20 protein-coding genes, 1 tRNA gene and 1 pseudogene are annotated in these 20452 nt (G+C 71.7%); 13 read left to right on the top strand and 9 right to left on the bottom strand.

Translation table 11 applies throughout. From position 1 onward, the window contains the following. Positions 1-18: 18 nt before the first annotated feature. Entirely contained in the window at positions 19-579 is a 561-nt protein-coding gene (locus ACIA47_RS05990; RefSeq protein ID WP_203123633.1) for a hypothetical protein, read from the top strand. Between the two features lie 102 nt (positions 580-681). Continuing rightward, entirely contained in the window at positions 682-2013 is a 1332-nt protein-coding gene (locus tag ACIA47_RS05985) for an NAD(P)/FAD-dependent oxidoreductase (RefSeq protein WP_354941224.1), read from the top strand. 108 nt (positions 2014-2121) lie between these two features. Here the strand turns inward: ACIA47_RS05985 and ACIA47_RS05980 are convergent, their stop codons facing one another. Beyond that, positions 2122-3981, bottom strand: a complete 1860-nt coding sequence (locus ACIA47_RS05980; RefSeq protein WP_396705869.1) for a hypothetical protein — start codon at positions 3979-3981, stop codon at positions 2122-2124. 101 nt (positions 3982-4082) lie between these two features. On the opposite strand from ACIA47_RS05980, the gene ACIA47_RS05975 reads away from it, so the two are divergent. From ACIA47_RS05975 to ACIA47_RS05960, 4 genes are all read left to right on the top strand, one after another. Continuing rightward, positions 4083-4163: transfer RNA gene (locus ACIA47_RS05975), tRNA-Leu, on the top strand. A gap of 106 nt (positions 4164-4269) precedes the next feature. Next, a complete protein-coding gene (locus tag ACIA47_RS05970) occupies positions 4270-5085 on the top strand; it encodes a Bax inhibitor-1/YccA family protein (RefSeq protein ID WP_203123635.1) in 816 nt (271 codons plus the stop codon). A gap of 136 nt (positions 5086-5221) precedes the next feature. After that, positions 5222-5980: a Bax inhibitor-1/YccA family protein gene (locus tag ACIA47_RS05965; protein WP_396705867.1), complete on the top strand. Its 759-nt coding sequence runs from the start codon at positions 5222-5224 to the stop codon at positions 5978-5980. Between the two features lie 46 nt (positions 5981-6026). Beyond that, entirely contained in the window at positions 6027-6347 is a 321-nt protein-coding gene (locus ACIA47_RS05960; RefSeq protein ID WP_396705865.1) for a hypothetical protein, read from the top strand. Between the two features lie 11 nt (positions 6348-6358). On the opposite strand, the gene ACIA47_RS05955 is transcribed toward ACIA47_RS05960, so the two are convergent. The 3 genes and pseudogenes from ACIA47_RS05955 to ACIA47_RS05945 form a co-directional block, all read right to left on the bottom strand. Then, positions 6359-7621 (bottom strand): acetyl-CoA C-acetyltransferase, encoded by a 1263-nt coding sequence (locus ACIA47_RS05955; RefSeq protein ID WP_396705863.1) that lies wholly within the window; start codon positions 7619-7621, stop codon positions 6359-6361. A 78-nt stretch (positions 7622-7699) separates the two neighbouring features. Further along, positions 7700-8512: an SGNH/GDSL hydrolase family protein gene (locus ACIA47_RS05950; protein ID WP_396706381.1), complete on the bottom strand. Its 813-nt coding sequence runs from the start codon at positions 8510-8512 to the stop codon at positions 7700-7702. Then, positions 8498-9561: pseudogene (locus tag ACIA47_RS05945) on the bottom strand (SGNH/GDSL hydrolase family protein); the annotation flags it as partial. The gene ACIA47_RS05950 and the pseudogene ACIA47_RS05945, both read right to left, overlap by 15 nt. A gap of 150 nt (positions 9562-9711) precedes the next feature. On the opposite strand from ACIA47_RS05945, the gene ACIA47_RS05940 reads away from it, so the two are divergent. After that, positions 9712-10068, top strand: a complete 357-nt coding sequence (locus ACIA47_RS05940; RefSeq protein WP_203123645.1) for a YkvA family protein — start codon at positions 9712-9714, stop codon at positions 10066-10068. Between the two features lie 73 nt (positions 10069-10141). Continuing rightward, on the top strand, positions 10142-11512 hold the full coding sequence (locus ACIA47_RS05935) for a cystathionine beta-synthase (RefSeq protein WP_355005636.1): 1371 nt from the start codon (positions 10142-10144) through the stop codon (positions 11510-11512). 159 nt (positions 11513-11671) lie between these two features. Here ACIA47_RS05935 and ACIA47_RS05930 read toward each other — a convergent pair whose 3' ends face one another. The 4 genes from ACIA47_RS05930 to ACIA47_RS05915 form a co-directional block, all read right to left on the bottom strand. Next, entirely contained in the window at positions 11672-12181 is a 510-nt protein-coding gene (locus tag ACIA47_RS05930; protein WP_396705860.1) for a GNAT family N-acetyltransferase, read from the bottom strand. Continuing rightward, complete coding sequence (locus ACIA47_RS05925) at positions 12178-13107, bottom strand: ribonuclease Z (RefSeq protein WP_396705858.1); 930 nt, start codon at positions 13105-13107, stop codon at positions 12178-12180. Before ACIA47_RS05925 ends, ACIA47_RS05930 begins: the two co-directional genes overlap by 4 nt. A 367-nt stretch (positions 13108-13474) precedes the next feature. After that, positions 13475-14137 (bottom strand): peptide-methionine (S)-S-oxide reductase MsrA, encoded by a 663-nt coding sequence (msrA, locus tag ACIA47_RS05920; RefSeq protein WP_091394206.1) that lies wholly within the window; start codon positions 14135-14137, stop codon positions 13475-13477. Positions 14138-14212: 75 nt separating this feature from the next. Continuing rightward, positions 14213-14635, bottom strand: a complete 423-nt coding sequence (locus tag ACIA47_RS05915; protein WP_396705856.1) for an HIT family protein — start codon at positions 14633-14635, stop codon at positions 14213-14215. 140 nt (positions 14636-14775) lie between these two features. On the opposite strand from ACIA47_RS05915, the gene ACIA47_RS05910 reads away from it, so the two are divergent. The 5 genes from ACIA47_RS05910 (at position 14776) to ilvA (ending at position 19787) form a co-directional block, all read left to right on the top strand. After that, positions 14776-15408 carry a YncE family protein gene (locus ACIA47_RS05910; RefSeq protein WP_396705854.1) on the top strand — a complete coding sequence of 211 codons (633 nt, stop codon included), beginning with the start codon at positions 14776-14778 and terminating at the stop codon, positions 15406-15408. 107 nt (positions 15409-15515) lie between these two features. Continuing rightward, positions 15516-15824 (top strand): hypothetical protein, encoded by a 309-nt coding sequence (locus ACIA47_RS05905; RefSeq protein ID WP_396705852.1) that lies wholly within the window; start codon positions 15516-15518, stop codon positions 15822-15824. 99 nt (positions 15825-15923) lie between these two features. Continuing rightward, on the top strand, positions 15924-17066 hold the full coding sequence (locus ACIA47_RS05900) for a cystathionine gamma-synthase (RefSeq protein ID WP_091394199.1): 1143 nt from the start codon (positions 15924-15926) through the stop codon (positions 17064-17066). Positions 17067-17079: 13 nt separating this feature from the next. After that, positions 17080-18489, top strand: coding sequence for an amidase (locus ACIA47_RS05895; protein ID WP_396705851.1), 1410 nt, complete (start codon positions 17080-17082; stop codon positions 18487-18489). A gap of 77 nt (positions 18490-18566) precedes the next feature. Beyond that, on the top strand, positions 18567-19787 hold the full coding sequence (ilvA, locus tag ACIA47_RS05890; protein WP_396705850.1) for a threonine ammonia-lyase: 1221 nt from the start codon (positions 18567-18569) through the stop codon (positions 19785-19787). 96 nt (positions 19788-19883) lie between these two features. Here ilvA and greA read toward each other — a convergent pair whose 3' ends face one another. Next, complete coding sequence (gene greA / locus ACIA47_RS05885; protein WP_396705848.1) at positions 19884-20378, bottom strand: transcription elongation factor GreA; 495 nt, start codon at positions 20376-20378, stop codon at positions 19884-19886. Between the last annotated feature and the right edge of the window lie 74 nt (positions 20379-20452).

Here is a 20452-nt window from a genome sequence, read left to right as displayed (position 1 = left end):
GAACGGAAGGCGGGTGCGGTGAACGCTCTGGTGGAGCGGGTTCGGGCGGCGCAGTACGCCGTCGCTCGCGTCAGCGTGGCCCCGCTGATGGTCCGGGCCGGGATCTTCGTCATCGTGTTTGCCGGGTTCGTCCTGGCGTTCCCCGCGGAGGTGCTTTCCGGTCGGCCGATCTTCTTCCTGGCGGTGGCGGCCCTGTTGCCCGCGTTCGGGCCGCGCAAGGTCTGGACGACCTTCACGGCGTTGGTCACGGTCGGCGGCTGGCTGCTCGCCACCGACGGGTACGGCCGTCCGGTCGCCCTTTGGCGGCTGCTCGCCGTCGCGGCCCTGCTCTACCTGGGTCACACCCTCTGCGCGCTGGCCGCGCTGCTGCCCTATGACGCGATGGTGGACCCCGAGTTGATCACCCGTTGGTTGGTGCGGTCGGCCGCCGTGCTGTTGGGTTCCGCCGTGCTCGGTGTGCTGTTGCTGCAGGCGACGGGGACCGGTGGGGGCGCCGGTTACCAGTGGGTGACAGTGCTGGGGCTGCTGGTGGCGGTGGGGATGTCGGTGTTGCTGGGCTGGCTGCTGCGGCGTCGGTGACCACTGCGACCTGAGGGTTACGCAGGTCACATGGGTTGTGCTCCGTCACAGATGGGGGGCGCGAACGGGATTACCTGAGCCGGCCGGGGAAAGATAGACAACGTGAATCCGAAGCGGATCCTTGTGGTTGGTGCCGGGCACGTCGGTCTGTACGCGGCCCTGCGCCTGTCGAAGAAGCTCAGCTCCCGTGAGGCTGAGGTCATGGTGGTTGACCCCCAACCCCACATGACCTATCAGCCGTTCCTGCCCGAGGCGGCGGCGGGCAACATCTCCCCGCGGCACTCCGTGGTGCCGCTGCGGCGGGAGTTGCGCCGGTGCAAGATGGTGGCCGGCACGGTCACGCGGATTGAGCACGACCGCAAGGTGGCCACCGTGCAGCCGATCAGCGGCCCGGCCCGGGAGATCACCTACGACCACGTGATCGTGGCTCCGGGTTCGGTCTCCCGCACCCTGCCGATCCCCGGTCTGCACGAGCAGGGCATCGGGTTCAAGACCATCGGCGAGGCGATCTACCTGCGCAACCACGTGCTGGATCGGCTCGACGTGGCGGCCGCCACGCCGGATCCGGACGTCCGCCGTTCGGCGCTGACCTTCACCTTCGTCGGCGGTGGGTACGCCGGCATCGAGGCGCTCGCCGAGATGGAGGACATGGCTCGCGACGCCCTCCGTTACTACCCGGAGCTCAAGCAGGACGAGGTCCGCTGGGTGCTGGTCGAGGCCACCCAGCGGGTGCTGCCCGAGGTCGACCGGGACATGGGTGCCTACACCGTGCAGCAGTTGCTGAAGCGCAACATGGACATCCGGCTGGACACCCGTCTCGAGTCCTGCGTCGACGGGGTGGTCAAGCTCTCCGACGGTGACAGCTTCCGCTCCGACACGATCGTCTGGACGGCCGGTGTGAAGCCGTCGCCGATGCTGGACTCCACCGACTTCCCGCGTGACGACCGTCGACGGATCACCTGCCTGCCCACGCTCCAGGTGGTCGACGGTGACCAGGTGCTCGAGGGTGCCTGGAGCGCGGGCGACTGCGCCGCCGTGCCGGACCTGACCAAGGAGCCGGGCAACTTCTGCTCGCCGAGCGCTCAGCACGCGGTGCGCCAGGCCGCCCGGATGGCCGACAACATCACGGCCGTGATCCGGGGTCGCGAGCCGGTGAACTACAAGCACAAGCACGTCGGCAGCGTGGCGAGCCTCGGCCTGCACAAGGGTGTGGCCCAGGTGTACGGGATCAAGATGACCGGTTGGCCGGCGTGGGTGATGCACCGGACGTACCACATGAGCCGGATCCCGTCGTTCAACCGCAAGGTCCGCGTGGTGGTGGACTGGTCGTTGGCGTTCTTCCTCAAGCGCGAGGTGGTCGCCCTGGGCCAGCTGCACGACCCGCGCGAGGAGTTCGTCGAGGCCTCCCAGCCGGTCGGCGCGCCCCGCGTCTGATCAGAGACCCACTGACCCCGTCGATCTTGCACTTTCGGACGTCGTGATGCGCCTTTTGGCGCGTCTTGTCCGGGCAGAAAGTGCAAGATCGGCGGGGTTTTTGTTGGTCTAGACCCGCCACGTCCAGGCGTCGGCTATTCGGGTGGCGGGGCCGTAGAGCTGTTCCAGGGTGGCGCGCAGGCTGTCGGCGTGGGGGGCGTCGTCGGTCAGCGCCACACAGGAGGCGCCCCAGAAGTCGGCGTCGCGGGCGGCCTGTCGGCGCTGCTCGTCGCCGATGGCCGGTTGGTCGCCGCGGCGGGCGACATCCGCCAGTAGCGCGGAGGTGGGCTGCTTGAAGGTGCCCATCGCCGCGGTGCCGCCCCTCCCATACGGGCCGATGAAGAAGCCTTCCGGAAGCCCGAAGCCGGCGTCGGCGGCGGTCGCCCAGCGCATCGGCCAGGGCTCCTTCGGGGTTGGCAGCGGCACCGGGACCAGCACCCCGCCCGGCGGTACGCACCGCCGCCAGTGGCCGCCGGTGATGAAGTCCGGCACTGCGGGTCGGCCGGCGGTCGGCAGGGGGGGCGGGAAGATCGGCAGCAGCGCCACTCCGACGGCCAGGGGCACCAGCCGCCGTGCCCGACCGGAGCTGCGCAGGGCCCGGTCGACAGCGAGCACCAGCAGCGTCGCGACGATCGGCAGCAACGCCAGTCCGAACCGCATCGGCAACGCCCCGTCCACCACCGGCAGCCCTCCGATCAGGGCGTACGGGCCGGGGATCGCCGTCCTGGTGCCGCCGAGCACCACCTCGGGGCCGAGCGAGAGCGCCCCCATCACCAGGCCCGCCGCGACGCAGGCGAAGACCAGCCGGCGTCGCCCGGCCCAGATCGCGCAGACCGCGGCGACCAACAGCAGTGGCCAGCCGAGGAACGTGTTGTACTCGGCGGGGCCGGTGGTCAGCCGGGCGGATTCGTCGCTGCCGGCCACCGACAGCGGGGAGAGCGCCCACCAACTGCTCAGGTCGGCGGAGAAGTAGGCCGGGGTGAACATCCCGTCGGCGACTCCCTGCGGCCCGGCGAACTGGAACCACAGCGGATAGCCGAGCACCAGCAGGGCGAGCCCGGCGGCGATCGCCAACCCGCCGGCGAACCCGGGGAGCGCCCGGCGGGCCAGGTCCCGGTCCGCCACGGCGTAGCTGATCGCCATCACCAGCAGCGTGATCGCGGCGAGGAAGAGCACCTCCTCGCCGATGAAGACCTGCGCGCTGATCGCACCGGCCAGCCCGGCCGCGGAGGTGAACAGCCGACGACGGTCCGGCCCGGTGGCTCGGGTACGGCCGGCCTCGTCGGGGGTATCGGGCCCCGGGTCGGCCGCCCGCAGCAGCCGGACCACCAGCCAGACGATCACCGGCACCAGCCACTGGGCGGTCATGTGCAGGTGGCTGTTGGTCTGCGACACCATGCCGGGTCCGAATCCGCACAGCCAGCCGCCGAGTGCGGCGGCCACCCGGCGGACGCGCAGCGTCCGGTGGAACAGCAGGTACCAGGCGAGTGCGGTGCCGGCGAGGTTGCCGGCGGCGAGCAGCGCGAAGGTGACAGGTGCGCCCAGCAGCAGGGTGACCGGCGCGAAGAGGATGCCGAGGGCGATCACAGTGGTGTTGGCCATCAGGTTCACACCGTCCGGAGCGTTGAGCCGGTCGCTGAGCAGCTCGAAGTCGCCGAGCAGCGCGCGGGCGTCCACCGCCAGGAACCACTCGTAGAGGGTCTGGTCCTCCGGGTTGAGCGCCAGGATGCGGGCGCCCGGGTCGGGCCACAGCCCGTGGGTGAGCCAGCCGGCCAGCACCGCGAAGATCAGAGCGGCAAGAAGGTCCGCCCGGTGGCGGCGGACGGCGGCCAGCAGCCGGGTGGCCCGGGGTCGGCGGTTGACCTGATCGGCGAAGCGGAATGCCTGCTCAGGCGCGGCGTCGGGGGCCGTGGGGGCTGCGCTGCTCACGGCATCGACCCTAATGTGGCCAGGCCGGCGGGGTACGCCGGGTCGCCGCAGACCGGCTACGGTGACAATGCACCAGGCGTGTCGGCGCGCCGGTGCCACTCGCCCGGGTGGTGGAAAGGCAGACACGGCCGCCTTAAAAGCGGCTGCCGAAAGGCGTGCGGGTTCGACCCCCGCCCCGGGCACCGGTCGACTCACACATTCTCATTCGTGATCTCCAGGACTCGGCTCTGCCGTTTACTCTTGGAGGGCACGTTCACGTGCAAACGACCCCCTGAGGGAGGCCAGACAGTGAAGACCTCGAACCCGGTGCTCGCCCGGCTCGGCCAAGCGGCCGAGCGGGAGCGCTCCGCCGGGTACGCCCCGGCCGGGCCGTACGGACAGCCCGGCATTCCCCAGCAGTACCCGTCCCAGGCCGGTTACCCGGCCGCGCCGCCGACCGTGGCGCCGATGACCGTCGACGACGTGGTCGTCAAGACGGTCGCTCTGCTCGGCATCCTTGGCATCACCGCCGCGGCAGCCTGGGTGCTGGTGCCCGACGCGCTGGTCGGTGCCGCGTGGATCGGCGCGGCGGTGGTCGGCCTGGTCCTCGGCTTGATCATTTCGTTCTCCCGAATGGCCAACCCGGCGCTCGTGATCGCGTACGCGGTCGTCGAGGGTGTTTTCGTCGGCATGGTCAGCAAGGCGTTCGAGACGCGTTACGACGGCATCGTGCTCCAGGCTGCCGTGGCCAGCTTCGGCATCTTCTTCCTGATGGCGATGCTCTACAAGGCGAAGGTCATCCGGGCCACCCCGGCCTTCGTCAAGGGCATGATCGCGGTGATGGTCGGCCTCTTCGCCGTCATGATGATCAACCTGGTGTTGGCGCTGTTCGGCGTCAACACCGGCCTGCGCGACGGCAGCCCGCTCGCCATCGGGTTCAGCCTGGTCTGCATCGTGGTCGCCTCGCTGAGCTTCGTGCTCAGCTTCAAGGAGATCGAGGACGGCGTCCGGATGGGCCTGCCGCAGCGCTATTCCTGGGTGGCCGCCTTCGGCATCCTGGTCAGCCTGGTCTGGCTCTACATCGAGATCCTGCGCCTGCTGAGCTACTTCCAGGGCGACGACTGACCTCGTCCGCACTGCCGACCGGCGCCCGTCCCCACTCCGGTGGGGGCGGGCGCCGTCGTCCGCGCCGTTTGCCCGCCGCCGCCGGCCCGCCCGGGGCAGAGTGACTTCGGGGGGTACGCGGGCGAAGGAGGCGGCGGTGCGCAGCAACAACCCGGTGCTCAACCGGCTGGACGAGGCCGGCCGGGTGGAGGATCGGGTGCTCGGCTCGCGGGACGTCGAGCCGATGACCGTCGACGACGTGGTGGTCCGTACCGTCGGGTTGCTGCTCGTGACCGGCGCTACCGCGGCGGTGTCCTGGGCGGTGATCCCCGACGCCGTGTGGCTGGGGGCCGCGTTGGCAGGCAGCGCGCTCGCCTCGATCGCGCTGGTCCTGGTCATCTCGTTGCGAGCGATCACCAACCCGGTGCCGATCATCGGCTACGCGGTCCTCCAGGGCCTGCTGCTGGGGGTGGCGAGCCGCACCTTCGAGCAGGTCTACCCGGGCATCGTGGTGCAGGCGGTGGCCGGCACCTTCGGCGTCTTCCTCGGCATGGCGGCGCTCTACCGGGCCCGGGTGATCCGGGCGACGCCCCGGCTGGCCCGCCTGGTGATCGGCACCCTGCTCGGCATCGCCGTGCTCAGCGTGGTCAACCTGGTGTCGTACCTGATCACCGGGCGACCGGGCCTGGCGGTCTACAGCGTCAGCGGGGAGGTCGGCTGGCTGCCGTACGCCTTCTCGGTGGTGGCCATCATCGCCGGGGCGTTCAGCTTCATCCTCGACTTCGATCTCGTCGAACGCTCGGTGCGGGACGGCCGAGCCCGTCGGTACGCGTGGCTGAGCGCGTTCGGCCTGCTCACCGGGTTGGTCTTCCTCTACTGGCAGTTGCTGCGGCTGCTCAGTTACCTGCGCCGCTGACCGGCCCGACCCGGCGCGGTCGGTGTCGGCCGTAGACTCGGCGGCGATGAGCGCAGCGGAGTTGGACAAGGCCGTGCAGTTGCTGGTCCGTCAGATCACGCACTGGCAGCAGCCCCGGTGGGCGGCGGTCGCGACCGCCGGCAACGTGTCCCGCGCCGACCTGGTGCACCGCCTGGTGCAGGAGGTGGCCAACCTGGCCGCCGACGCCGAGGGGGAGCCGCGCCGGGTCGTGCCCCGGCTCGACAACGACCTGGCCCTGCCCGACCAGCTACGGGTGGTCACCGCGGACCTGCTGAGCGCCGACCCGGGGGACGAGGCGCTGAGCCGGGCCGCCGCCGAGGTGACGGCGACCCGCAGCGCGCTCTGAGGCAACTCGGCTCAGTTGAGCCGTTCGAGCACCATGGCCATGCCCTGGCCACCGCCCACGCACATGGTCTCCAGACCGATGGTCTTGTCGTGCCACTCCAGTGCGTTGAGCAGGGTGCCGGTGATCCGGGCGCCGGTCATGCCGAACGGGTGGCCGACCGCGATGGCCCCGCCCATCACGTTCAGCTTCTCCTCCGGGATGCCCAGCTCGCGGTAGGAGGGGATGACCTGCGCGGCGAAGGCCTCGTTGATCTCGACGAGATCGACGTCGTCGATGGTCATGCCGGCTCGGCGCAGTGCCTGCCGGGACGCCTCGACCGGCCCGAGACCCATGATCTCCGGCGACAGGGCTGTCACACCGGTCGAGACGATCCGGGCCAGCGGGGTGAGCCCGAGCTCCTCGGCCCGCTGGGCGCTCATCACCACCACGGCGGCGGCGCCGTCGTTGAGGGGGCAGCAGTTGCCGGCGGTGATTCGACCGTCCGGGCGGAACACCGGCTTCAGGCCGGCGACCGCGTCGAGGGTGACGCCGGCCCGGGGCCCGTCGTCGGTGCTCACCACGGTGCCGTCCGGCGTGGTGACCGGGGTGATCTCGCGGGCCCAGAAACCGTCGGTGATGGCCTTCTCGGCGAGGTTCTGGCTGCGTACGCCGAACTCGTCCATGTCGGCGCGGGTGACGTCGTACACCTGGGCCAGGTTCTCCGCGGTCTGCCCCATGGTCAGGTAGATGTCGGGCAGTTCGCCGGCCTCACGCGGGTCGGTCCACACCTCGGCGCCGCCCTGTGCGCGGCGCTTCGAGCGCTCACCGGCCGGCCCGAAGCGGGGGTTCTCCCAGCCGCCGCCGACCAGGGCCTGCGCCTCGGGCGGCAGCCCGTCGGAGCTGCCCCGGGCGTAGCGGGAGACCATCTCCACCCCGGCGGAGACGAACACGTCGCCCTCGCCGGCCCGGATCGCGTGCATCGCCATCCGGGTGGTCTGCAACGAGGAGGCGCAGTAGCGGGTCAGCGTGGCGCCGGGGACAGTGTCCAGACCGAGGAGGGTGGACACCACCCGGGCCATGTTGAAGCCCTGCTCGCCGCCGGGCAGGCCGCACCCGAGGTAGAGGTCGTCGATCGTGGTCGGATCGAGCTCGGGGATCTTGTCAAGCGCGGCCTGGACGATGGTCGCGGCGAGGTCGTCGGAGCGGACGTCGCGCAGGGACCCCTTGTGCGCCCGGCCGATGGGGGAGCGGGCGGTGGCGACGATGACGGCGTCGCGGGACGACTCAATCGGCATGGACCAACGTTAACCCGCCGGTAACATGGCGCGGAAGAAGCCGGCGCGGCGGGAAATGTCACCCTGGCCGGGGACGATCTAGCGCCAGGTCGTGGCTGCCGCCGCGGCGACGATGGCGGGCAGCAGCGCGTGCGCCCACACCCGGTAGCCGTCGGCGGAGGGGTGAAAACCGTCCTGGCAGAGCGTCCCGGCGTCGGCCCGGAACACCGGCCCGGTCTCGGTGGCCAGGTCGACCACCGAGCCGCCCGCGTCCAGCACCGCAGTGGTCTGCGCGCGGGCCACCCGACGCCCGGACCAGCCGACCACCTGGCGCAGCGGAGGCGCGATGGCCCGCACCGCCCCGAGGTCGGGGCAGGTGCCCACCACCACCTCGACGCGCGCCTCACGCAGGCGGTGCACCGCCGCGCCGAGATAGGCCGCCGCGTCGGAGGGTCGGCGCAGCCCGGTGGCGTCGTTCGCGCCAATCAGGATCAACGCCACGTCGGGCCGCTCACCGAGCAGGGCCCGGGCCACCTGGGTGGCGAGGTCAGTCGAGCGGGACCCGGAGACGCCGACGCTGGACAGGTGGACCCGGCGGCCGGTCGGGCCCTCGGCGAGCAGGTTGGCCAACTGCCCGCCGATGGTGTCCTCCAGACGGTCGACACCGACGCCCAGTGCCGACGAGTCGCCCAGCAGCACCAGTCGTAGCGGGGCAGCGCCTGCCCGGCCGATCGTCGCGCGCAGGGCAAGGCCGAGCTCCGGTTCGGCGTAGCGTCGGTGCCGGGCGATGAACGCCTCACCTGCGAGGACGGCGGCGCCCCCGACGGTGCCGGCGAACAGCGAGATCGCCGCCGCCCGACCCAGTCGGCCGGCGAGGCCGGAGGTCACGCTCCGCGCGCTGCGCTCGTTCATGCCAGTCCCTCCACTGTCGAGGTGTCCGAGGCGGACCCGCGCTGCGGCACCGCGCCGACACCGAAGAACGCCCGTCGGCGCAGCTGCGCCCACCGGCCGGCCGGCCCTCGGTCGCGGCCTCGGACCTGGACGCCGCTGACCTCCGTGCCGGCGTGTCGAGCCGCCTCCTGCGCGGCCTTCGGCAGCGACCGTACGCCGTCGCCGAGCGTCGGTGTGGCCCGTCGTTCCGGGGTCGCGCCGAGGGCGGAGAGCATCGTGGGCAGGAGCGCGGCGGCGGCCATCGCGTACCCCTCGGCGGAGGGATGGAACCGGTCCCAGGCGAACATCCGGGTCGGCTCGGCCGCGAATCGGGGGCCGAGCAGGTCACCGAGGGAGACCGTCCGCCCGCCCGCCTCGACCACGGCCACCGTCTGGGCGGCGGCGAGCTGGCGGCTCCAGCGGTGCGCCAGCCAGCGCAGAGGTGGCTGGATCGGGCGGATCGCGCCCAGGTCGGGGCAGGTGCCGACGACCACCTCGCACCCCGCGTCGCGCAGGGTGTGCACCGCCTCGACCAGATAGCGCACCGCCAGGCCGCGCGGGGTGCGGTTGGTGATGTCGTTGCCGCCGATGAGGATCACCGCGATGTCGGGTCGGCACTCCAGCGCCGCCTCCACCTGGTGGCGCAGCGCGGCCGAGATGGCGCCGACCACCGCGTAGCGGTGCAGCTGCACCGGCCGGTGCAGTCGACGGGACAGGCCGGTGGCGAGCAGCGCCCCGGGCGTCTCCCGACGGCGGTGCACCCCGTAGCCGGCCGCCGACGAGTCACCGAGCACGACCATGGTGAGCGCCGGACCGGGGAACTTCGCGCCGTACATCCCGTCGCAGCGGGGCGGCGGCGCCTCGGCCATCGGGATGGTCCGTCGAGCCTGGCGGGCCTGGCCGACCAGCACCCCGCCGGTCGCCACCGCGGCCGCCGCGGTGGCGCCTGTCCCGATGGCGGCCAGCCGGACGAACCGCCGGGCCTGCCGCCAGCGCTCACCACCGGGTACGACGGAATGTGCCACCCCCATACCGCGACATTATCGCGCTGGCCCGACACACCGCTGTCGTCGTGACGGCACCCGGGTGCCTGGAAACCGACGCGACGGGGTACCTGGGTTCCAGAGGCCGGCCGACTTGCGCCGACCCGCCACGCTGATCCGGCGGAGAGGAGCGCGACGATGGGTAAGACACTGAAGCGCAGCGCGGCGTTCACGGCCCTGGCGCGGGCCCTGGCGGCCGGGGCGCGCAACGGGCCGTCGATCGGCACACGGTTGGCCGCGCTGCCCCGGATGATCCGAGCCACCGCCAAGGGGGAGTACGACGGCGGCCTTCGGCTGGCCCTGATGAGCGCGGCGACGGCGTACATTGTCTCGCCGATCGACCTGCTCCCGGAGATCCCGCTGGCGATCTTCGGGCTGGCCGACGACGCGGTCATGGTCACCTGGTTGGCCGGCAGCGTGCTCGCCGAGACCGACCGGTTCCTGGAGTGGGAGGCTCGCCGCAGCTCCGTCATCCCCGGGGGGCTGGTGCCCTGACGACACGTACGCTGGGCGGTGAGCAAACGTCTTCCCGGCCGCCCACCGCCGGCGCCGCAACGAAGGGCACACCGTGCAGTACTACGACAACGTCGTCGACATGATCGGAAACACCCCGCTGGTGCGTCTGCGTAACGTCACCGAGGGCATCCAGGCCACAGTGCTGGCCAAGGTGGAGTACGTCAACCCGGGCGGCTCGGTGAAGGACCGGATCGCGCTGCGGATGGTGGAGGACGCCGAGGCCGCCGGCCTGCTCAAGCCCGGCGGCACAATCGTCGAGCCGACCAGCGGCAACACCGGCGTCGGATTGGCCCTGGTGGCCCAGCTCAAGGGCTACAAGTGCGTCTTCGTCTGCCCCGACAAGGTCAGCCAGGACAAGCAGGACGTGCTCCGGGCGTACGGCGCCGAGGTGGTGGTCTGCCCGACCGCCGTCGCGCCGGAGGACCCGCGCTCCTACTACAACGTCTCCGACCGGCTGACCCGGGAGATCCCCGGTGCCTGGAAGCCCAACCAGTACAGCAACCCGGCCAACCCGCGCTCGCACTACGAGACGACCGGCCCGGAGCTGTGGAAGCAGACCGACGGCGAGCTCACCCACTTCGTGACCGGCGTGGGCACCGGCGGCACCATCTCCGGCATCGGCCGGTACCTCAAGGAGGCGTCCGAGGGCCGGGTGCGGGTCATTGGGGCCGACCCGGAGGGCTCGGTCTACTCCGGCGGCACCGGGCGGCCGTACCTGGTGGAGGGCGTCGGCGAGGACTTCTGGCCGGAGACGTACGACCGGGGTGTCGCCGACGAGATCGTGGAGGTCTCCGACAAGGCGTCCTTCGAGATGACCCGGCGACTGGCCCGCGAGGAGGGGCTGCTGGTCGGCGGTTCCTGCGGAATGGCGGTGGTCGCCGCCCTGGAGGTCGCCCGCCGGGCCGGCCCGGACGACGTGGTGGTGGTGCTGCTGCCCGACGGCGGTCGTGGCTACCTCTCCAAGATCTTCAACGACTCGTGGATGGCCCGGTACGGCTTCCTCGACAACTCCGGTGCAGAGCCGACGGTGGCCGACGCGCTGGCCAGCAAGCCGGGCGGGCTGCCGGAGCTGGTGCACGTGCACCCGACCGAGACTGTCCGCGACGCGATCGACTACATGCGCGAGTACGGCGTCTCGCAGCTACCGGTGCTCAAGGCCGAGCCGCCCGTGGTGACCGGTGAGGTCGCCGGCTCGATCGCCGAGCGGGACCTGCTCGACGCGTTGTTCACCGGTCAGGCCCACCTGCACGACACGATCGAGCGGCACATGGGCGACCCGCTGCCGATGATCGGTGGTGGTCAGCCGGTGAGCGAGGCGGTGGGCATGCTGGAGAAGTCCGACGCCGCGCTCGTCCTGGTCGACGGCAAGCCCAAGGGCGTGCTCACCCGCCAGGACCTCCTGTCCCACCTGGGCGCCCACTGAGCCTGCCCGTCCCCGTCCCCGTCCCCGTCCCCGTCTCCGTCTCCGTCGATCTTGCACTTGCTGTCGCCTGAACGTCGCTATTGCGGCGTTTTGTCTCGATAGAAAGTGCAAGATCGGCGAGGCGAGGTGGCGCGGGGTGGCGCGGGGTGGGCGGGGCGCTCAGAGGGGGCGGGTGTAGCGGAGTTGTCGGGTCGGGGCCGACCCGATTGCCTCGTCCCGTTCGTCGCCGGTGGGGGTCCAGCCGCCCCGCTCGTAGAACGAGCGGGCGTGGACGTTGTCCCGCAGCACCCAGAGCACGGCGCGTCGCCAACCCTGCGCGCGCATGGCGTCCAACGCGTCCACCATCAGGGTGCGGCCGACGCCGCGGCCCTGCTCGGCCGGGTCGAGGTGGATCGCGTTGAGCAGCCCGGTGGCGGGGTCGTCCTCGTCGTCCGGGCCCAGGTGGCTGAACCCGACCAACGCCCCGGCCCGTTCGGCAACTGTCATCCGGTGGGTGTCCCGCTCCCAGATCCACCGCTCGACCCAGTACCGCCCCATCGCCTCCGCTGTCGGGTCGGCCAGCGCCTCGGCCGGCAGGAAGGCGGAGTACGCGGCGACCCGGGAGCGCTGGTGCAGGTCGCCCACCGCCATCAGGTCGCCTTCGGTTGCGGGGCGGAGCGTGACGGTCACCCGGCCGAATCTACCCGGCGCGGCGGCAGCTGCACCGTGGTCAGATCCTCGGCGATGATCAGATCACCGTCGAAGTGCGCGCGCGCCTCGTCGTGGAACCGGCGCGGGTCGGGGTAGCGCTGGGAGAAGTGGGTCAGCACGAGGCGGCGTACCCCGGACTCGGTCGCCACCCGGGCGGCCTGCGCCGCGGTCAGGTGGCCGACCTCGGCGGCGAGCGCGGCCTCCGACTCCAGGAACGTCGACTCGATGACCAGCAGGTCGGCGTGCTCGGCGAGGGCGTACACCCCGTCGCAGAGGCCGGTGTCCATCACGAACGCGAACCGCTGCCCCGGCCGGGGCACGCTCACCTCGGCCCGGGTGACGCGGCGTCCGTCGAGGTCCAGGTGCCCGATGCGGATCAGCTCGCCGACGGCCGGCCCGGCGATGCCGTACGCGGCCAGCTTCTCCGGCAGCATCCGGTGCCCGTCCGGCTCGACCAGCCGGTAGCCGTACGTCTCGATGGGGTGCCGGAGCCGGCGTGCCTCCAGCGTGCCGCAGCGCAGGGCGATCCGCTGCCCGTCGGCCTCGATGGGCTCGACCCGCAGCTCGGCGGTCTCGTAGAAGGAGGTGGCGTACCGGAGCCGGGTGAAGTATTCGGCGCCGCCGGCGGGGAAGTGCACGGCGACCGGGTGCGCCACCCGGTCCAGGGAGAGTCGCTGGATGGTGCCGGGCAGGCCGAGGCAGTGGTCGCCGTGGAAGTGCGTGACGCAGATCCGGGTCAGGTCGGTGGCGGTGACAGTGGTGTGCAGGAGTTGACGTTGGCTGCCCTCGCCCGGGTCGAAGAGGATCACCTCGTCGTCCCAGCGCAGCACGTACCCGTTGTGGTTGCGCTGACGGGTCGGCGCCTGGCTGGCCGTCCCCAGCACCACCAGCTCGCGCATGGACATCGCCACTCCCGCGGATATGGAGCGACCCCCGGGGCGCTCCGCGCATGTGCGCGGGCCGGCTGGACTTGGCCGGCACCCCGGGGGTCGGGTGGCTGTCGTGGATTCGCCGCACCGCTGCCACACGGTCTCGACGATGGTGCTTTTTGCCCGCCTCGCGGCAGGCCGATCACTGTCGAGGACAGCGGCTAGCTGACAGCCACCTCACGAGTCCGATTGCTATACAAGTCTGGACCACCTCCTTTCACGTGTACGGCCACGTTATCGAGTTCTCGTCGGGCTCGGCAACGGATTTCGATCACAGGGCCGAACGGGAATGCCCGGCCACCTCATCGGCGGCCGGGCATCACACGTGTGCGGGTGGCGGTGGTCAGCCGCCGACTCGGGCGACTCCGACCGGGCAGCTCAGCCCGTTCGGGCCGTGGTTGCAGTACCCGTTCGGGTTCTTGGTCGGCGCCAGGTACTGCTGGTGGTAGTCCTCGGCGAAGTAGTAGCTGCCGAGCGGGGCGATCTCAGTGGTGATCTCACCCTTGCCGGCCCGCGTCACGATCGGCTGGAACGCGTCCCGGGACGACTCCGCGATGGTCCGCTGCTCGTCGGTGGTCGTGTAGATCGCCGAGCGGTACTGGGTGCCCACGTCGTTGCCCTGGCGCATGCCCTGGGTCGGGTCGTGGTTCTCCCAGAAGACCTTCAGCAGATCCTCATAGTTGATCTTGCTGGGGTCGTACACCACCTGGACGACCTCGGCGTGCCCGGTCCGGCCGGAACACGTCTCCTCGTACGTCGGGTTCTTGGTGATGCCACCCGCGTAGCCGGCGGAGGTGGTGTAGACGCCGGGCAGCGTCCAGAACAGCCGCTCGGCGCCCCAGAAACAGCCCATGCCGAAGACCGCGACCTGGAGGCCCTCAGGGAACGGACCCTTCAACGGGGTGCCCAGCACCTCGTGGCGGTCGGCGACCGGCATGGCGATCTGACGGCCCGGCAGGGCCTGGTCGGGCGAGACCATATCGGCGTTCATACGGCGCAAAAACACGTGGGGATCTCCTCTCGTACCTCTCCCAGCGTGTAACACCGGAGGGTCTGGCTTTCTTACCCGCGTGAGGATGAGTCAGGCCCCCCGGGGGAGCGCCGCTGCGATCCGGTCCGCGTACGTCTGGGCCTCGGTGTCGTCGTCGTACCGCGTGCGTGGCCAGAAGAAGCCCCGCAACCCGTCGCCCTTCGTGCGCGGGACCACGTGGGTGTGCAGGTGAGGCACCGATTGGGACACCTTGTTGTTCATCGCCACGAACGTCCCACCGGCGCCGAGAGCGGTCTCCACCGCCACCGCCAGCCGCTGGACCATGGCGAAGTAGTCGGGCAGCAGGTCGGCCGGCAACTCGGCCAGGGTCACCAAGTGCACCCGGGGCACCACGAGGACATGCCCCTTGAACACCGGCCGGGTGTCCAGGAACGCCACCCCGTCCGGGGTGTCGGCCACCCGGAACGCCGGCACCTCGCCCGTCACGATCCCGCAGAACACGCAACCGCTCATCGGGCCAGGCTATGCCGGCGGCCTCGCGGTCACCGCGCCCCCCACGTGTGAACCGACTGTGGTAGTCATCTACGTGGATGGATGGACACGGGGTGATCCCGGCCATCGGCGTGCGCGTCGATGCTCCGAAAGGACCAAGTTTGCAGATCAGAAGAGGCCTCACCCTGGCGCTGGCGGCGCTCACCGCCGGGCTGCTCACCGGCGCGACCCCGGGCCACGCCCAGGCGGCCGCCGAGCCGACCGCCACACCACTGCCGCTGAGCACGGTGGCCGACGTGGTGTCGGCCGGTGACCGGGTCTTCGTCAGCGGTGGCAGCTCCGCCACCGATGTCGTGGTGACCAGCGCGACAGGCACTGTGGTCGGCACGCTGTCGGGTTTGCCCGGCCCCACCGACCTTCTGCTCAGCGCCGACCGGCGGACCCTCTACGTGGCGTTGCCCACCGCCAACGCCATCGCCGCCTTCGACACCGGCTCGCTGATCGAGTCGGCCCGGTACGACACCGGAGCGGGCGAGTGCCCGTCGTCGCTGGCGCTGACCGGCCGGTACCTGTGGTTCGGCTACGGCTGTGGCCAGGGGGACGGCAACATCGGTCGGATCGACCTGGGACGCCAGCCGGCCCGGGTGGCCACCGGGGTGGCCGTCGGCCAGTACTTCTACGGCTCTCCGCTGCTCGCTGCCGCCAGCCAGAACCGCTCGGTGCTGCTGGTCGGGCAGCCGGGGTTGAGCCCTGCGTCGGTGTACGCGTACGACATCGGTGCCGGGGCGCACTGAGCGCACCCAGGACCAACGCCTTCAGTGCGGTCGGCAGCAACCTCCGTGACGTCGCCCTCGACCCGACCGGCACCACCCTCTACACGGCCGCCGGTTCACCGCCCCTGGTGCAGGCGTTCCCGTTCGCCGAGATCGCCACGCCCAGCGCGACGTACGCCACGGGCCCGTACCCGCGCGCCGTCGAGCTGTCGCGTACCGGCACCATGATCGCCGCCGGCGCCCACGCCTACTACGCCCCGGACGTCTTCGTCTTCGCCCTGGACGGCACCGAACTGGCCCGCTACGAGCTGGGTGACGAGCTCCCCGCCGGAGGACTGGCCTGGTCGCCGAACGGCGCCCGGGTCTACGCGGTCAGCTGGGACTGGACCGGAGCCCGTCCGGCGATGCTGCACGTGCTGCCGGTCCCGGCCGGCTGACGGGATCGCCCTGGCGCGGGGCCGGGCCACCCGGCCCGGCTCCGCCCGGGAGCGCGGGTTCCGTTCCAGCCCTCGGGACGGGGCACTAGCCTCACCAGAATGAGTCACGGCTTCGAGACGCTCGCCATCCACGCCGGTCAGGACCCTGAGGCCCGCACCGGCGCGGTGATCCCACCGATCTACCAGACCAGCACGTACGCCCAGGACGCCGTCGGCGCACCTCGCCTCGGCTACGAGTACAGCCGCTCCGGCAACCCGACCCGTGACGCGCTCCAGGAGTGCCTGGCGGCGCTGGAGGGTGGGCCGGTGGGGCTCGCCTTCGCCAGCGGCCTGGCGGCGGAGGACACCCTGCTGCGGGCAGTGTGCCAGCCCGGCGACCACGTGGTGATCCCGGACGACGCGTACGGCGGCACGTACCGGCTCTTCGCCCGGGTCGCCCAGCGCTGGGGCCTGGAGTTCAGCCCGGCCAAGGTCTCCGACCCGGATGCGGTCCGGGCGGCGGTGCAGCCCGGCCGCACGAAGATCGTCTGGGTCGAGACGCCGACCAACCCGCTGCTCGGCATCGCCGACATCGCCGCCCTGGCCGCCGTGGCACACGACGCGGGCGCCCTGCTGGTGGTGGACAACACCTTCGCCTCGCCGTACCTCCAGCAGCCGATCGCCTTCGGCGCGGACGTGGTGGTGCACTCCACCACCAAGTACGTCGGCGGGCACTCCGACGTGGTTGGTGGCGCTCTCGTCGTCGCCGACGCCGGGCTCGGCGAGGAGTTGCGCTACCACCAGAACGCGATGGGTGCGATCAACGGCCCGTTCGACGCCTGGCTCACCCTGCGGGGCATCAAGACCCTCGGGGTACGCATGGACCGGCACTGCGACAACGCCGAGCGGCTCGCCGCGTACCTCGACGGTCACGCCAAGGTCGCCCAGGTGCTCTATCCGGGGCTGCCCTCGCACCCCGGTCACGAGGTGGCCGCCAAGCAGATGCGCCGGTTCGGCGGCATGATCTCGTTCCGCGCCGCCGGTGGTGAGGACCACGCCGTGGACATCTGCAACCGGGCCAAGCTCTTCGTGCTCGCCGAGTCGCTGGGTGGTGTGGAATCCCTGATCGAGCACCCGGGTCGGATGACACACGCAAGTGCTGCCGGCTCGCCGCTTGAAGTTCCCGGCGATCTCGTGCGACTGTCTGTCGGCATCGAGACGGTCGACGACCTACTCGCCGATCTGGAGCAGGCGCTGGGCTGACCGCTGGGGGAGGATGGCCGTGCAGGACATCATGGCGACCTGGGTCGGAGCGACCGCAAAGCAGATCGCCCGGGGCGTACGCCGAGGTGACGTCTCAGCGACCCAGGTCGTCGCCGACCACCTTGAGTACATCTCCCGAGCCGACAGTGAGCTGGCCGCGTTCCGCGCCGTTCGCGGCGGTGAGGCGATCACCGAGGCGGAGAAGGTCGACGAGCAGGAGGACCTGGCCAACCTGCCGCTGGCCGGGGTTCCGGTGGCGGTCAAGGAGAACACCGCGGTCGCCGGCCTGCCCACCTGGAACGGGTCGGCCGCCGCCCGCACCGACGTGGCGGAGGCCGACCACGAGGTGGTGCGTCGGCTGCGCGGCGCCGGCGCGGTGATCCTCGGCGTGACCCGGATGCCGGAGCTGGGGCTGTGGGCGCTGACCGACGACGACAGTGCGGTGACCCGTAACCCGTGGGACAGCACGCGCACCCCCGGTGGGTCCTCGGGTGGCGCCGCCGCCGCGGTCGCCGCCGGGCTGGTGCCGATCGCGCACGCCAACGACGGTCTCGGCTCGATCCGGATTCCGGCGGCCTGCTGCGGACTCGTCGGGCTCAAGCCCGGCCGGGGCGTGGTCCCCTGCCAGCTCGGGGCGGACGACTGGTTCGGCCTCACCGAGCACGGCATGCTGACCAGCACGGTCGCCGACGCGGCGGTCGGCTTCTCGGTGCTCGCCGGCCGGCGTCCCGAGAAGCTGGTCCCCCCGCAGCGGCTGCGGGTGGGTGTCTCGCTGCGCTCCCCGGTGCGCGGTGTCGCACCGGACGCGCCCAACCGGGACGCGGTCGCCGCCGCCGGTCGGTTGCTCGCCGCCGCCGGGCACGACACGGTGCCGGCCGATCCGGTCTACCCGACCGCGCTCGGCCTGCAGGGCATCGCCACCTGGTTCGCGGCAGCCGCCACCGACGTGCGGGCCTCCGGTCTGGACCGGCGTGGGCTGCAACGGCGTACCAGACGGCACGTGGCGCTGGGCGAGTGGGCGCAGCGTCGCGGCTACGTGCGGGAGGCGGACCGGGCCGCCTGGCGGCAACGGTCTGTCGACTTCTTCACCGACCACTCGGTCGACCTGCTGCTCACCCCGGCGCTGGCCACCGCGCCACCGGAGGCGGCCCGCTGGTCGGAGCGGTCCTGGCGGGCGAACATGACAGCCAACATCCGGTACGCCCCGTACGCCGCGCCGTGGAACATCGCCGGCCTCCCGGCGGTCGTCGTGCCGGTCGGCCGCCGCCCGGACGGCCTGCCGGTCGCCGTGCAGTTGGTCGGTCCGCCCGGCTCGGAGCTGCTGCTGCTCGGTGTGGCCGGTCAGTTCGAGATGGCTGCCCCGTGGACGCGCCACGCTCCCGGCTACCCCCGGGTCGGCACGGAGTCGCCGGCCACCGCCTGACCGTCGACGGTGTGCGCGCTGTCGGGCACTCCGGTGTCGCCGCCGAAGGCTCCGGAGTCGGGTGGCACGATCGGGGCATGACGGAACTGGTCGGTCTCGACGACGTGCGGGCCGCACGGGAGTTGCTCGCTGGCGTCACCCGCACCACCCCGTTGGAGCCGTCCCGGCCGCTCAGCGCGGCGCTGGGCGGGCCGACGTGGCTCAAGTGCGAGAACGTGCAGCGCGCCGGCTCGTACAAGGTGCGGGGCGCGTACGTGCGGATCTCCCGGTTGTCGGCGGCGGAGCGGGAGCGCGGCGTGGTCGCGGCGAGCGCGGGCAACCACGCGCAGGGCGTGGCTCTCGCCGCCGGCCTGGTCGGCACGCACGCCACCGTCTTCATGCCGGTCAACGCGCCGCTGCCGAAGGTGGCCGCCACCAAGGGGTACGGCGCGCAGGTCGAGTTGGCCGGGAACACCGTCGACGAGTCGCTGGTCGCGGCGCACACGTACGCCGAGCGCACCGGCGCGGTGCTGATCCACCCGTTCGACCATCCCGATGTGATCGCCGGGCAGGGCACTGTGGCGCTGGAGATCCTCGAACAGTGCCCGGACGTCAAGACGATCATCACCGGCGTGGGTGGCGGCGGTCTGATCTCGGGCATGGCGGTGGCCGCGAAGGCGTTGCGCCCGGACGTCCGGATCATCGGCGTGCAGGCGGTCGGGGCGGCGGCGTTCCCGCCCTCACTGGTGGCCGGGGAACCGGTCCGGCTGCCCGTCTTCTCCACCATCGCCGACGGCATCGCGGTCGGCCGGCCGGGCGAGATCACCTTCAACCACGTGCGCAAGCTGGTCGACGAGATCGTCACCGTCTCCGAGGAGGACATCTCCCGGGCCCTGCTGATGCTGCTGGAGCGGGGCAAGCAGGTGGTCGAGCCGGCCGGGGCGGTCGGTGTGGCCGCGCTGCTGGCCGGAGTGATCGAGGTGGAGACGCCGGTGGTCGCGGTGCTCTCCGGCGGCAACATCGACCCGCTGCTGATGCTGCGGGTGATCGAGCACGGGTTGGCCGCGGCGGGTCGCTACCTGCGGGTGACCGTGCGTTGTTCGGACCGGCCGGGGCAGCTCGCGTCGCTGCTCAGCCAGATCGCCGAGCACCGGGCCAACGTGGTGGACGTGGAGCACCAGCGGGCCAACCCGCACCTCAGTCTCGGCGAGGTGGAGGTGGCGCTGTCGGTGGAAACCCGGGGCGTCGAGCACTCGGACACCCTGATCAGCGCCCTACGGGCCAGCGGCTACCAGGTGGTCTTCGCGGCCGAGGCGTGACACCGGTGGGTGCCACGCCTCGGATGCGCGGTGTTTCGATGGCTGGTGCCGGAGTCGGTCGAGCCGGCCGGTAGCGGGTGACGCGACCGGCGACGGTCAGCCGGAGAACGGCTCGAAGCTGACCACTGTCACCTTGATGTCGGCGCCGCTGGGCGCCGTGTAGGTGCAGGTCTGCCCGGCTCGACCGCCCAGGATCGCCTTGCCCAGCGCGGACTCGGGGCTGTAGACGGTCAGGTCGGTCGTGGCCGCGATCTCCCGGGAACCGAGCAGGAAGGTCTCGGTGTTGGTGTCGTCGTCGAAGTAGATCGTCACCACCATGCCCGGCGACACCGCGTCGGCGGTCGGGGCCTCGCCGACCTTCGCGGTGCGCAGCAGCTCCTGCAGGTAGCGGATGCGACCCTCGGCCTTGCCCTGCTCCTCGCGGGCGGCGTGGTAGCCGCCGTTCTCCCGCAGGTCGCCCTCCTCGCGCCGAGCGTTGATCTCAGCTGCGATCGCCGGACGGTTGGCGATGTGCTCGTCGAGCTCGGCCTGGAGGCGGTCGTACGCGTCCTGCGACAGCCAGGTGGCGGGCGCCTCGTTGCCAGTGGACACAGGCGTTCTCCTCAGTTGTGCGTGGCTGGCTGACAGGTGAACTACCAAGTTACCAGTGCGGTACGACACAGCGT

The organism is Micromonospora sp. NPDC051227, assembly GCF_044455385.1.
GTDB lineage: Bacteria > Actinomycetota > Actinomycetes > Mycobacteriales > Micromonosporaceae > Micromonospora.
This window is presented reverse-complemented; position numbering and strand designations above follow the sequence as displayed.